This is a genomic window from Pseudomonas sp. ML2-2023-3 (genome assembly GCF_037055275.1).
Classification (GTDB): Bacteria; Pseudomonadota; Gammaproteobacteria; order Pseudomonadales; family Pseudomonadaceae; genus Aquipseudomonas.
The window spans coordinates 1,456,356-1,468,933 of sequence record NZ_CP146343.1; the positions used below are offsets into that span (position 1 = coordinate 1,456,356).

The 12,578-nt window shown below is 57.9% G+C and carries 12 protein-coding genes; 6 read left to right on the plus strand and 6 right to left on the minus strand.

Annotated elements, in window-relative coordinates:
• Position 1 precedes the first annotated feature (1 nt).
• On the plus strand, positions 2-1,288 hold the full coding sequence (locus tag V6P94_RS06715; protein WP_019824080.1) for a TolC family outer membrane protein: 1,287 nt from the start codon (positions 2-4) through the stop codon (positions 1,286-1,288).
• 118 nt (positions 1,289-1,406) lie between these two features.
• Here V6P94_RS06715 and trmA read toward each other — a convergent pair whose 3' ends face one another.
• Together trmA and V6P94_RS06725 are read right to left on the minus strand one after the other, a co-directional pair.
• Positions 1,407-2,495: a tRNA (uridine(54)-C5)-methyltransferase TrmA gene (gene trmA, locus V6P94_RS06720; protein WP_326398530.1), complete on the minus strand. Its 1,089-nt coding sequence runs from the start codon at positions 2,493-2,495 to the stop codon at positions 1,407-1,409.
• Positions 2,492-3,787, minus strand: coding sequence for an NCS2 family permease (locus V6P94_RS06725; RefSeq protein ID WP_133078620.1), 1,296 nt, complete (start codon positions 3,785-3,787; stop codon positions 2,492-2,494). The genes trmA and V6P94_RS06725 overlap by 4 nt, the downstream gene beginning before the upstream one ends.
• A 210-nt stretch (positions 3,788-3,997) precedes the next feature.
• Between V6P94_RS06725 and V6P94_RS06730 the strand changes: the two genes are divergently transcribed.
• A complete protein-coding gene (locus tag V6P94_RS06730; protein WP_133078619.1) occupies positions 3,998-4,435 on the plus strand; it encodes a DUF4879 domain-containing protein in 438 nt (145 codons plus the stop codon).
• Positions 4,436-4,539: 104 nt separating this feature from the next.
• Here V6P94_RS06730 and V6P94_RS06735 read toward each other — a convergent pair whose 3' ends face one another.
• Positions 4,540-5,769: an MFS transporter gene (locus tag V6P94_RS06735; protein ID WP_326398529.1), complete on the minus strand. Its 1,230-nt coding sequence runs from the start codon at positions 5,767-5,769 to the stop codon at positions 4,540-4,542.
• Between the two features lie 406 nt (positions 5,770-6,175).
• Between V6P94_RS06735 and V6P94_RS06740 the strand changes: the two genes are divergently transcribed.
• Genes V6P94_RS06740 through V6P94_RS06750 form a run of 3 tightly spaced genes read left to right on the plus strand, consistent with a single transcriptional unit; the run spans position 6,176 to position 8,851 of the window.
• Complete coding sequence (locus V6P94_RS06740) at positions 6,176-7,615, plus strand: cytochrome ubiquinol oxidase subunit I (protein WP_133078617.1); 1,440 nt, start codon at positions 6,176-6,178, stop codon at positions 7,613-7,615.
• 3 nt (positions 7,616-7,618) lie between these two features.
• Positions 7,619-8,626 carry a cytochrome d ubiquinol oxidase subunit II gene (gene cydB, locus V6P94_RS06745; RefSeq protein ID WP_133078616.1) on the plus strand — a complete coding sequence of 336 codons (1,008 nt, stop codon included), beginning with the start codon at positions 7,619-7,621 and terminating at the stop codon, positions 8,624-8,626.
• Positions 8,627-8,683: 57 nt separating this feature from the next.
• Positions 8,684-8,851, plus strand: a complete 168-nt coding sequence (locus V6P94_RS06750; RefSeq protein ID WP_133078615.1) for a DUF2474 domain-containing protein — start codon at positions 8,684-8,686, stop codon at positions 8,849-8,851.
• Positions 8,852-8,910: 59 nt separating this feature from the next.
• Here V6P94_RS06750 and V6P94_RS06755 read toward each other — a convergent pair whose 3' ends face one another.
• Entirely contained in the window at positions 8,911-10,035 is a 1,125-nt protein-coding gene (locus V6P94_RS06755) for a class I SAM-dependent methyltransferase (RefSeq protein ID WP_326398528.1), read from the minus strand.
• 154 nt (positions 10,036-10,189) lie between these two features.
• Positions 10,190-10,903 (minus strand): autoinducer binding domain-containing protein, encoded by a 714-nt coding sequence (locus tag V6P94_RS06760; RefSeq protein ID WP_133078613.1) that lies wholly within the window; start codon positions 10,901-10,903, stop codon positions 10,190-10,192.
• Between the two features lie 368 nt (positions 10,904-11,271).
• On the opposite strand from V6P94_RS06760, the gene V6P94_RS06765 reads away from it, so the two are divergent.
• Positions 11,272-12,048 carry a ferredoxin--NADP reductase gene (locus V6P94_RS06765; RefSeq protein WP_133078612.1) on the plus strand — a complete coding sequence of 259 codons (777 nt, stop codon included), beginning with the start codon at positions 11,272-11,274 and terminating at the stop codon, positions 12,046-12,048.
• Positions 12,049-12,120: 72 nt separating this feature from the next.
• Here the strand turns inward: V6P94_RS06765 and mscL are convergent, their stop codons facing one another.
• On the minus strand, positions 12,121-12,534 hold the full coding sequence (gene mscL / locus V6P94_RS06770) for a large-conductance mechanosensitive channel protein MscL (protein WP_133078611.1): 414 nt from the start codon (positions 12,532-12,534) through the stop codon (positions 12,121-12,123).
• Between the last annotated feature and the right edge of the window lie 44 nt (positions 12,535-12,578).

Genomic DNA, 12,578 nt, shown 5'->3' on the forward strand with positions numbered 1-12,578 from the left:
GATGGCGTGTGCTGGGCCGGTACAGGCGATGGGGTTGCTGGAAGCCTACGATCTGGCGATTCGCAACGACCCGACCTTTCAGGCCGCCATTGAAGAGCGGGCGGCAGGGGAGGAGAACCGCGCCCTGGGTCGCTCGGCGTTGCTGCCCACCCTGTCGTGGAACTACAACAATTCGCGCAACGAGTCCGAAGTCACCCAGGCCAGCACTCGGACCGACCGCGACTACCGCAGTTATGCGGCGACCTTGACCTTGCAGCAACCGCTACTGGACTACGAAGCCTACGCACGATTCCGACAGGGAGCAGCGCAGGCGCTGTTTTCTGATGAGCGCTTTCGCAGCAAAAGTCAGTATCTGGCGGTGCGCGTGCTCAGTGCCTACAGCCAGGCGCTGCTGGCGCAGGAGCGGATCGAATTGAGCCGGGCGCAAAAGCGCGCCTTTGCCGAGCGCCTGCAACTCAACCAACGGCTTCTTGAAGGCGGTGAGGGTACTCGCACCGATGTGCTGGAAACCCAGGCGCGCCTGAGCATGGCGGTGGCTGAAGAAATCGAGGCGCAAGATAATCAGGACGCAGCCTTGCGTGAGCTGGAGGCGATGCTTGGTGAGCCGCTGCAGGTCGAGCAGCTTGCCCCGCTGGTGGCGCATTTTGTGATTCTGCCACTGGAACCTCAGCGCTTCGAAAGCTGGCGCGAACTGGCGCTGGCCAATAACCCGGAGCTGGCGTCGCAGCATCACGCGTTGACCTCGGCCGAGTATGAGGTGGAACGCAAGCGGGCCGGGCATCTGCCCAAGCTCAGCTTGTATGCCAGCAGCCGTCAGACCAGCTCCGATTCGGAGAGCACCTACAACCAGAAATACGACACCAACAGCGTGGGCATTCAGCTCACCGTGCCGTTGTTTGCAGGGGGATCGGTGTCGGCATCGACCCGTCAGGCTGCGCGGCAACTGTCCCAGGCTCAGTACGAACTGGACGCTCAAACAGCGACCACGCTGGTGGACCTGCGCAAGCAATACAACCTCAACAGCAGCGCGGCGGCCAAGGTGCGGGCGTATGAAATGGCCGTTGAGTCTGCCGGTGCCCTGGTGCAGGCGACGCAGAAAAGCGTGAGTGGGGGCGAGCGGGTCAATCTGGATGTGCTGGATGCCGAACAGCAGCTGTTCAGTGCCAAGCGGGATTTGGCTGAGGCGCGCTATGCCTATTTGCTGGCGCGGGTGCAGCTCAAGTACTACGCGGGGTTATTGAATGAAGGGGATTTGCGGCAGGTGGCGGGGTATTTTCGAGCCCATTAAACATGGCCATAGTGCGGCGTGGCCATCGCGGGCAAGCCCGCTCCCACAGGTATTGCGCTGATCCTGTGGGAGCGGGCTTGCCCGCGATTCGGTCGACACGGTGTATCAGAACCTGTGTTTACCGGCGAACCAGCAACACGCCCGACTCCATGTGGTGAGTCCACGGGAATTGGTCAAATACTGCGCAGCGCTCAATCCGGTGAGTATCGTGCAGTTGGGCGATGTTCTCGGCCAATGTTGCAGGGTTGCACGAGATATACAGGATGTTATCGAAGCGGCGTGTCAGTTCGCAGGTGTCCGGGTCCATGCCCGCACGCGGCGGGTCAACGAAAACGCTGCCGAACTCGTAGCTTTTCAGGTCAATACCCTGCAAGCGACGGAATGGACGTACTTCATTCAGGGCTTCGGTCAGTTCTTCTGCCGACAGGCGCACCAGCGTGACGTTATCCACAGCGTTGTCGCGCAGGTTGTTGAGCGCGGCGTACACCGATGTCTTGCTGATTTCGGTAGCCAGCACTTTGCGCACGCGAGTTGCCAGCGGCAGGGTGAAGTTGCCGTTGCCGCAATACAGTTCCAGCAGATCATCCGAACGTTCGCCCAGCGCTTCGTATGCCCAATTGAGCATCTTCTGGTTGACCGTGCCATTGGGCTGGGTGAACGCGCCTTCGGGCTGTTGATAAGTGAAGGTGCGACCCGCCACTTCCAGCGCTTCGACCACATGATCGCGGCCGATCACGACACGTTTGCCCTTGGAGCGGCCGATCACGCTGATATCGAGGTCTTTGGCCAACTGCTCGGCAGCGGTTTGCCAGTGCTCGTCCAGCGGGCGGTGATAGCACAGAGTGACCATCGCATCGCCTGCCAGGGTGGTCTGGAACTCAACCTGGAACAGCTTGTGGCTCAGGGCTGAGCTGGCTTTCCAGGCGGCCTTGAGTTGGGGCATCAATTGGTTGATGCGCAGGCTGGCAATCGGAAACTCTTCGATCAGGATCGGTGTGCGCTTGTCATCTTGCGCGAACATGGCGTAGTGACGCTCGCCCCCTTCGCGCCACAGGCGAAATTCGGCCCGCAGACGAAAGTGCTTCAGGGGCGAATCGAACACCTGGGGTTCTGGCGCATCGAAAGGCGCCAGCAACTCGCGCAGACGATTGGCCTTGGCCTCAAGCTCAACGGCGTAGGCAGCAGGATCAAATGGCAGAGCACTCATGCAGGAAACCAACCTAGCTTGACGACAAACAGAACCGACAGAATGATCAGCGGCGCATTCAGCTCACGGGCGCGGCCCGACAGCAGCTTGATCACGGTCCAGGAAATAAAGCCGAAGGCAATGCCGTTGGCGATGGAGTAGGTAAACGGCATGGCCAGTGCGGTGATCACCACCGGTGCGGCAACGGTGACGTCGTCCCATTCGATTTCGGCCAGGCCGCTCATCATCAGCACGGCAACAAACATCAGCGCAGGTGCGGTGGCGAAGGCTGGAACGCTGGCGGCCAATGGCGAGAAGAACAACGCCAGCAGGAACATGATGCCGACCACGATGGCCGTCAGACCGGTACGGCCACCGGCGCTCACGCCTGCCGCCGACTCGATGTAGCTGGTGGTGGTCGAAGTACCCAGCAACGAACCGGCCATGGCCGCGGTGCTGTCAGCGATCAGGGCGCGGCCCATTTTTGGCATGTGGCCGTCTTTGCCCATCAAGCCAGCGCGCTTGGCGACGCCGATCAATGTGCCGGAGTTGTCGAACAGGTCAACGAACAGGAAGGCGAAGATCACGCTGATCAGGCCGATGTCCAGAGCCCCCTTGATGTCCAGTTGCAGGAAGGTCGGGGCCAGGGAAGGTGGCATCGACACGACGCCACCGAAATCGGTGACGCCCATTGCAATGGAAGCAATGGTCACGGCCAGAATGCCGATCAGCACCGCGCCGCGGACTTTCATTGCCTCAAGGGCAACAATCAGGGCAAAGCCCAGGGAGGCCAGGATCACTTTTGGCTGAGCCAGATCGCCCATGCCGACCAGGGTTGCCTTGTTGGCAACCACGATACCGGCGTTACCCAGGGCAATCAGCGCCAGGAACAGGCCGATACCGGCGGCAATCGCCGAACGCAGTGGCAGGGGGATGCTGTTGATGATCCATTCGCGGATGCGAAAGATCGACAACAGGAAGAACAGCACCGCCGAGATAAACACCGCCCCCAGCGCTACCTGCCAGGTGTGGCCCAAGTGCAGCACCACGGTGTAGGTGAAGAAGGCGTTCAGGCCCATGCCCGGTGCCAGTGCAATCGGGTAGTTGGCGATAATGCCCATGGTCGCCGAACCGATAGCCGCCGCCAGACAGGTGGCAACAAATATGGCGCCTTTGTCCATGCCCGTCTCGCCGAGAATGCTCGGGTTGACGAACAGGATGTAGGCCATCGCCAGGAAGGTGGTGATACCCGCAAGAATCTCGGTACGCACATTGGTGTTGTGTGCTTTGAGTTGAAACAGCCTTTCCAGCATGCCAGTCCCCGTGGCGCCAAATGCGCCGTGATTAAATCGTTTTCAACAGCAAAGCACAGACGTGGACCGTCTGAAGAATTTCTGTCTGTCGGAAAAAGCCGCGCATCATACCAGCAGCTCGTACATATGGCTGCTTTGGTTACCCTGCTGGGCCTTGTTTTATAACCTTGATGTCGCAGGCATACTGCGTGCCAGTTTTAGGAGGGATCCATGAAGCACGTCATCACGTCGATTTCAGCCTGTGTCGGCTTCCTTATAAGTGCCGCGATCAGCGCCGCGCCCGCGACACCCCTGAGCACCCTGGAAATTCTTAAAGTGGCGTCTGTTTCCTGCGCTGTAGAGGATGTGTCCGATGGTCGTGAGCAGACCCGCTGCGACCACAAGGGCCCTGGTATCAAGGTCTATGTGCTGGAGCGCGGTTACGGCGGCCAGCCGAATGTCACGCTCGATGGCCAGGAAGTGGACGGTGTGCGGGCTGCGGTCTGTAACCAGGGCGAGGGGCTGGTGGCCTGCAACGGTGCGGGCACCACGGTGGGGCACGTGTATACCTTTGACCTGGGCAACAAGGACGGTGGCTGGTTCGAGTTCAGCAACACCTCGCTGGTGCCGCCGCACAACCGGCTGGGTGTGCGGCTATATATAAAGTGAGATCCTCACCTGTAGTCGCTGCCGCAGGTTGCGATCGGGCCCGCAGGAGCCGCTCTTTTTAAAGAACGAAGGTCCTTCGGCCCTTATCGCAGCCTGCGGCAGCACTACAGGGTTTTGTGCTCTTCCACCATCCGGTCCCGGTTGGCCAGCCCCGGGAACAGTTTTATCCACAGCCCGGTGACGACCAGCGTGCCAACCCCGCCCAACACCACGGCGGGCACTGTGCCCAGCCAGTGGGCCGTCACTCCGGATTCGAATTCCCCCAGCTGGTTGGACGCGCCGATAAACAATCCGTTGACCGCGCTCACCCGGCCACGCATTTCATCCGGGGTCTCCAGTTGCACGAACGAGGCGCGGATCACCATGCTGATCATGTCCGCCGCGCCAAGAACCACCAGCACTGCCATTGAAAACCAGAACGAGGTCGACAGGCCGAACGCGATGGTGGCGACCCCGAATATCCCCACCGCGGTAAACATGACGCGCCCCACCTTGCGCTCCACCGCGAATCTGGCCAGCCACAATGACATCAGCAGGGCGCCGACCGCCGGTGCCGAGCGCAGCATGCCCAGGCCCCAGGGGCCGGTCAGCAAAATATCCTTGGCAAACACAGGCAGCAGCGCCGTGGCCCCGCCCAGCAGGACGGCAAACAGATCCAGGGAGATGGCGCCGAGGACGTCAGGGCGACTGCGAATGAAGCGAATGCCCGCGAGCAGGGAGTCCAGCGTGGCCTTGGCTTTGTTCAGCGGCAACTGGCGGGCGGGGAGGTTACTCATCAGCAGTGCCGCAATCAGATACAGCGCAACGCTCGGGCCATACACCCAGACGCTGCCAAACGCATACAACAAGCCCCCAAACGCTGGCGCGACAATGGTGGCCGATTGTTGCGCCGCTTGTGCCGCCGCCACTGCGCGCGGAAACAGCTCAACCGGCACGATCGAAGGCAGCAGCGCCTGGGTGGCGGGCATTTCGAAGGAGCGGGCGGCACCCAGCAAAAACGCCAGGATAAAGATCATTTCCCGGGTGATGTGATCGCCTGCGCTGCTGATGGCCAATGTCAGGGCGATCATTGCCTGTAGCGACTGGCACAGGGCCGCCACTCTGCGACGATCATAGCGGTCGGCCACATGCCCGGTGTGCAGCATAAACAGCAGGCGCGGCGCGAACTCGATCAAGCCCACCCATCCCAGGTCCATCACGTTGCCAGTCAGTTGGTAGAGGTTCCAGCCGATGGCCACGGTGAGCATTTGAAATGCACTGGCGGTGAAGATACGGGCAAACCAGAAGGCCACAAATGGCCGGTGATGGCGGAGCAGAAGGGGCTGGCTGGTCATTTAAAAGAGGTCGTGGCCGAGGGTGGGGGGACGTTGAGATTATCATTGTCTTGTAACAAATAATGACTCGAAATATCACATATCCCCAGCGCCCCACGTTGGGTCAAACAGGGCTTTTGCGCGATTCCTTGTGGTTCTTGCAACGGTCTATATCAAGGCCTGAGGCATCGTGTCACGCGACAACAAACCACATTAGCCGTGTGTCAGGAATGGACTACTCTTTCATCCATGCTTGATCCAGATCAAAGCCTTTGGGTTTTTGTCTGAGTGGCCAGCCGGCCAGATCCCTTGGTGTTGTGGTTTTGAAAGCGAGCAGCGATTCGCGGTGGCCACGGCGTGCAGGGTAGTTGGATTCAGGCGCGAAGTCTGGGTCCTCAACGACCTGATACCTGATAGAGGAAGACTTATGTTCGGTTTGGATGCTCTCGAGCTCGCCCGAATTCAGTTCGCGTTTACCATATCGTTCCACATCATTTTTCCCGCCATTACCATCGGTCTCGCCAGTTATTTGATGGTGCTCGAAGGCATGTGGCTGAAAACCCGTGACGATACCTACCGCGACCTGTACCACTTTTGGTCGAAGATTTTCGCCGTCAACTTCGGCATGGGCGTTGTATCGGGCCTGGTCATGGCCTACCAGTTCGGCACGAACTGGTCGAGGTTCTCGGATTTTGCCGGTGCTGTTACCGGGCCGCTGCTGACCTATGAAGTACTGACTGCATTCTTCCTTGAAGCGGGTTTTCTGGGCGTCATGCTGTTTGGCTGGAATCGCGTGGGCCGGGGGATGCACTTCTTCTCGACCGCGATGGTGGCCCTGGGAACGCTGGTCTCTACCTTCTGGATCCTGGCCTCCAACAGCTGGATGCAAACCCCGCAAGGCTTCGAAATCATCGATGGTCGAGTGATTCCGGTGGACTGGCTGGCGGTCATTTTCAACCCTTCGTTCCCTTACCGTCTGGCGCATATGGCCACGGCCGCCTTTGTCGCCACGGCATTTTTCGTCGGCGCGTCAGCGGCCTGGCATCTGTTGCGCGGTCGTAACACGCCGGCCATTCGCCGCATGTTCTCGATGGCCATGTGGATGGCCCTGGTGGTTGCGCCGGTACAGGCGCTGATCGGTGATGCCCACGGTTTGAATACCCTCAAGTATCAGCCAGCAAAAATCGCGGCCATGGAAGGTCACTGGGAAAACAAACCCGGTGAGCCAACGCCGCTGATTCTGTTTGGTATCCCGAACATGAAGACCGAAACCACGGACTACAAGATTCAGATCCCGTACCTGGGCAGCCTGATTCTGACGCACAGCCTGGACAAGCAAATCCCTGCGTTGAAGGAGTTCCCGCCAGAGGATCGCCCCAACTCGACCATCGTGTTCTTTAGCTTCCGCATCATGGTGGCGCTGGGCATGTTGATGATCTTCGTCGGGCTTTGGAGCGTATGGCTGCGCAGGCGCGGCACCCTGTACGAGAACCGCTGGTTCCTGCGTATGGTGCTGTGGATGGGACCATCGGGCCTGATCGCGATCCTTGCGGGTTGGTTCACCACCGAGATCGGTCGCCAGCCGTGGGTGGTTTACGGGCTGATGCGCACTTCGGATGCGTCGTCCAACCACAGCGTCATGCAAATGAGCGTCACGCTGGTCATGTTTGTCGTGGTGTATTTCGCGCTGTTTGGTGCGGGTCTGGGTTACATGATGCGTCTGGTACGCAAAGGTCCGATTACCCACGAAGGCGAAGAAGACACCCACGGTGGCCCAGGCCAGCAACGCACGCCTGCCCGTCCTCTGTCTGCGGCCCATGAGGGTACAGATGAAGGCCACAGCGACAGCCTGACTAAGGGGAATTGAGTCATGGGTATTGATCTGCCACTTATCTGGGCAATCATCATCATCTTCGGGATCATGATGTATGTGGTCATGGATGGTTTCGATCTCGGGATCGGCATCCTCTTTCCCTTTATCAAGGGCGAGAGCGACCGCGATGTGATGATGAATACGGTCGCCCCTGTCTGGGACGGTAACGAAACCTGGTTGGTACTGGGCGGCGCGGCATTGTTTGGTGCCTTCCCGCTGGCCTACTCGGTCGTGTTGTCGGCACTGTACCTGCCACTGATGCTGATGCTGATGGGGTTGATCTTTCGGGGCGTCGCCTTTGAGTTCCGCTTCAAGGCACGGCCAGAAAAACGCCATCTCTGGGACAAGTCCTTTATTGGCGGCTCGCTGGTGGCAACCTTCTTCCAGGGGGTGGCGCTGGGGGCCTTCATTGATGGGATTCCGGTGGTTAACCGTCAGTATGCGGGGGGCGGGCTGGACTGGCTTTCACCGTTCACTGTGTTCTGCGGGATTGCCCTGATCGTGGCCTATGCATTGCTTGGCTGCACCTGGCTGATCATGAAAACCGAAGGCCACTTGCAGGAGCGCATGCACAAGCTGGGTCGCCCGCTGGCGTTGGCCGTACTGGTGCTGATGGGCATCGTCAGCCTGTGGACGCCACTGGCGCACACTGACATTGCTGCACGCTGGTTCACACTGCCGAACCTGTTCTGGTTCTTGCCGGTGCCGATCCTGGTCTTGGTGACGATGTATGGTCTGCTCAAGGCGATAGCGCGCAAGGCTCACTACACGCCGTTTCTGTTGACCCTGGTGTTGATCTTCCTGGGTTACAGCGGTCTGGGTATCAGCTTGTGGCCGAACATCATCCCGCCTTCGATCTCGATCTGGGATGCAGCGGCACCACCCCAAAGCCAGGGCTTCATGCTGGTAGGCACCTTGTTTATCATCCCGTTTATTCTCGGTTACACCTTCTGGAGCTACTACGTGTTCCGCGGCAAGGTGACTCACGAAGACGGTTATCACTAGTCGTACATGCCGCTGTGGCCTGAGGGCCACAGCCTTTTCCCCAGAGGAGGCCCGAACATGGCCGGCAAGGATTATCTAAACGACGTTCAAGAGTGCGAAAAAAAGCCCTTGTGGCAACGCATTGGCTGGTTGCTGGTGATCTGGACCGCCAGTGTGGCGAGCCTGGCAGTATTTGCCTGGCTGATCCGCCTGTTCATGACCGCCGCAGGCATGAAGAGCCACTGACTTCCCATCCCGTAGCCTTGCGGCTACGGTTTTATGACCCGCCCAGGCGGGTTTTTTTATTACTTGCGCGCCTTGAGGATCACAAACTTGGGAGTGGCGGCCACTTGTTCGACGCCCCGAAACAGTTTGGCCAGCTTGCTGTGATAGCCCAGATGACGGTTGCCGACGATGTACAGCGCACCCCCCACTACCAGCGCCTCACGGGCCTGCTGGAACATGCGCCAGGCCAGAAAGTCTCCCACCACTTGTTGCTGATGGAACGGCGGATTGCACAGCACTACGTCCAGTGAGTCCGGTGCCTGGCTCGCCAAACCGTCGTCAGCCCGCACAATGACCTCGCGATCACCCAATGCGGCTTGCCAGTTCTCGCGGGCAGACTGCACGGCCATGAACGACTCATCGACCAGCGTGTACTGCGCTTGCGGGTTATTCAGCGCGCTGGCAATGGCCAGTACACCATTGCCGCAGCCCAGGTCGGCAACCCGTGCAGTGCCCAGGTTTTTTGGCAGGTGGGGCAGGAATGCCCGAGTGCCGATATCGAGGTCTTCGCGGCAGAACACGTTGGCGTGGTTGAGCAGCTCGATGGCCGGCCTTTCCAGTCGATAGCGCGTGGGGTACGGCGATGTAAATGGCCCCAGGGCCTGGGACGTGGACACCAGCAAACGGGCTTTTTTGACCGCCAGCGAGGCCTGTACCGGGCCAATGTAGCGCTCCAGCAGATCGCCTGCGGCGCGGGGCAAGTGTTTGACCATCGCGCCTGCGATGACCTGTGCTCCGGGTGCCAATTGGCCTTGCAGGCGGATCAGTTGCTCTTCAAGCAGCGCCAGGGTCTTGGGAACACGCACCAGTACACAGTCGAAAGGCCCGACCAGAGGCTGGCTGGCAGGGATGATCGATACCGCATCGTAAGCATGGCCATTGCGCACCAGATTCTTTTCCAGCGCCTGAATGGCGAGAAAGGAGTCGCTGCTGCTGGTGACATGCAGGGTGTTGACCAGACTGACCGCCAGGGCACCAAAACTGTCATTGAGCACCAGCACCCGGCTGTTTGCGGGCAACGCCTGCTCAGCCAGGTGATTAAGCAAATACTCATCTGCCGCATCAAAGGCCTGCAAGGGCTCGTTTTGCTGCTCGGGTTGGCGGATCAGGCGAAGTTGGGCGAAGGGGCTTTCTAGCACAGGCATTTATACAAACTCTGAGGAATCGACAACTGCATGTCTTGCCCCTGAGGGGGAGGCTGGCAAACAGAGGAGTCCGTGGTTTTACAGGTAGGCGTGATTTTACTTTTTTTTGCCGCAGATTGCCTGACGGGTTTATCCACTTTAGCGCAGTGTCCGTTTACAGCAGGCCAAACCTGGCCGCCATGACCACGGCCGAGGTTTTGTTGCTGGCCCCCAGTTTTTTCATTGCACCACTGATATGGAAGTTCACGGTGCGGGTGCTCAGGCTCAGAATCATGGCAATGTCGGAAGCGATTTTGCCTTCGGCAGTCCACTTGAGGACTTCCAACTCACGTTCGGACAAACGCATGATGTTGATCGTCAGCCTATGGCGCAGGTGGAAGCGTTCGAGCATGGCGCTGTGTAACTGATTGCACAGCCACAGCACGCTGGCAGCTTTGCCCGAAAACTCGTCCTGCGACACAGGAGGGTCTTTTCTGGCAAGGCTCAACATGCTCACTGCGCCATTGGGGTCATGCACCGACTGCGACCAGCCATAGGTCAGCCCGCAGGTTTGGGTGGCTTTCCACTGGTCGGGAGCATCACGAAAAACATCGGCGCTCCAAATAATGGGCAGGATCGATAGTTGGCAGTGAGTCATGAGTGGATTTTTTTGCGTAAGAGGCCCTTTTTCATACCGCTCGACATAATCATTTGGATAGTTTGTTAATACTTTACTATTCGTTATTACATTGCCATGTCGAGGGATCGTGCGAAAGAAGAAATAATTAAAGCCGTACTCTTCTATTCGTTTGAGTGTGTCGGAACCCAATTCAGCTTCGCTTCTGCAGGCGAAGTGTTGGTTCTGGTTGATTAAATGATGTGCGGTCATAAGGCGCTCCGGCGGCCCGACAGTAAGTGGGTGGCAATAGGCGGTGTGTTACTAAGTTTATTCTAGATGGTGTTTGAAATGTTGTTGTTGGTTACAAAATATAAATAGGGGGTGGGTAGTATGGCGTGTTTATAGATGCGGGTGATAATTTAAACAGTGAGTTTAATTATGCTTTTTCGGGTTTATATATATAGCTGTGTGTTGCTTTAGATAAATTGGATCCGGGCACTGTGTGAGTTAATTAATACGAACCTTGTCGGCGACCCCTTGTTTGCCCCTGGAAGGCTGTCTCAAAGCCATCACAAACCATCGGTGTTTCTCCAGGCGTCTTTAGGCGACACTAGAGGCATTCGTCAATGGAGTGCCCCATGACTGCCAGCGCAGAAAAATTTACCCAGCAGACGCTTCTCGATGTCACACCGCTGACCCCCAGCCTGTTCACATTGCGTACCACTCGCGACCCGGGCTTTCGCTTTACCGCAGGCCAGTTTGCAAGGCTTGGCGTGACCAAGGCGGATGGCAGTACGGTTTGGCGCGCCTATTCCATGGTCTCTTCACCCCATGACGAGTTCTTGGAGTTCTTTTCGATTGTGGTACCGGGGGGAGAGTTCACCAGTGAGCTCAGTCGTCTTGAAGTGGGTGACACCTTGCTGGTGGAGCGCCAGGCATTTGGTTTTTTGACCCTGGATCGTTTTGTTGACGGGCGTGATCTGTGGTTGCTGGCAACGGGGACCGGCATTGCACCGTTCCTGTCGATCCTCCAGGATTTTGAAGTATGGGAAAAATTCGAGCGCATTGTGCTGGTTTACAGTGCCCGCGAAGCGCGCGAACTGGCCTATCAGGATCTCATCGCAGGCTTATTTTCCCGTGATTACCTTGCTGAGTATGCACACAAGTTTGTGTATGTTCCGATCGTCACCCGTGAGCGAGTGCCCGGTGCATTGAACGGGCGAATGACCACCTTGATCGAAAACGGTGAACTTGAGCAGGCGGCGGGTGTTGATCTGACCCGCGAACATTCGCGGGTGATGTTATGTGGCAATCCGCAAATGATTGATGACACACGCAAGTTGTTGAAGGCCCGTGACATGCAGTTGAGCCTGAGTCGTCGGCCCGGACAAGTTGCTGTTGAGAACTACTGGTAGTGTAAGTTTTATATGTCGAGCAGCATGAAATAAATAACGGCGCCCTGGGGCGCCGTTATTCATGTTGGGCAGTTAAGGTCGGTTGTTTTGAACTTTAAGCAGGTCACGAATTTCGCCCAGCAGTTCTTCTTCTTTAGAAGGAAGAGGCGGGGCGCTTGGCGCGACTGCCTCTTCGCGCTTCAGGCGGTTGATTGCCTTTACACCCATAAAGATGGCAAACGCGACGATGATAAAGTCGATCACGCTCTGGATGAATTTGCCATATGCCACGACCACGGCCGGGGCATCGCCAACGGCCGCTTTCAGCGTAATGGCCAGGTCACTGAAGTCCACACCGCCAATCAACAGGCCCAGCGGTGGCATGACCACGTCACCCACGAAGGACGAAACGATTTTGCCAAATGCCGCGCCGATGATGATACCGACGGCCATATCGACCACGTTCCCTTTGACCGCGAAGGCCTTGAACTCACTTATCACGCTCATTGGATATTCCTTGTTACAGATGAAGTTGGTGGGTGCAGTGTAAT

Coding starts and splice junctions, on each gene's coding strand:
- V6P94_RS06715 (WP_019824080.1), top strand. CDS start 2: ATGGCGTGTGCTGGGCCGGTACAGGCGATGGGGTTGCTGGAAGCCTAC.
- trmA (WP_326398530.1), bottom strand. CDS start 2,495: ATGAGTGCTCTGCCATTTGATCCTGCTGCCTACGCCGTTGAGCTTGAG.
- V6P94_RS06725 (WP_133078620.1), bottom strand. CDS start 3,787: ATGCTGGAAAGGCTGTTTCAACTCAAAGCACACAACACCAATGTGCGT.
- V6P94_RS06730 (WP_133078619.1), top strand. CDS start 3,998: ATGAAGCACGTCATCACGTCGATTTCAGCCTGTGTCGGCTTCCTTATA.
- V6P94_RS06735 (WP_326398529.1), bottom strand. CDS start 5,769: ATGACCAGCCAGCCCCTTCTGCTCCGCCATCACCGGCCATTTGTGGCC.
- V6P94_RS06740 (WP_133078617.1), top strand. CDS start 6,176: ATGTTCGGTTTGGATGCTCTCGAGCTCGCCCGAATTCAGTTCGCGTTT.
- cydB (WP_133078616.1), top strand. CDS start 7,619: ATGGGTATTGATCTGCCACTTATCTGGGCAATCATCATCATCTTCGGG.
- V6P94_RS06750 (WP_133078615.1), top strand. CDS start 8,684: ATGGCCGGCAAGGATTATCTAAACGACGTTCAAGAGTGCGAAAAAAAG.
- V6P94_RS06755 (WP_326398528.1), bottom strand. CDS start 10,035: ATGCCTGTGCTAGAAAGCCCCTTCGCCCAACTTCGCCTGATCCGCCAA.
- V6P94_RS06760 (WP_133078613.1), bottom strand. CDS start 10,903: ATGACCGCACATCATTTAATCAACCAGAACCAACACTTCGCCTGCAGA.
- V6P94_RS06765 (WP_133078612.1), top strand. CDS start 11,272: ATGACTGCCAGCGCAGAAAAATTTACCCAGCAGACGCTTCTCGATGTC.
- mscL (WP_133078611.1), bottom strand. CDS start 12,534: ATGAGCGTGATAAGTGAGTTCAAGGCCTTCGCGGTCAAAGGGAACGTG.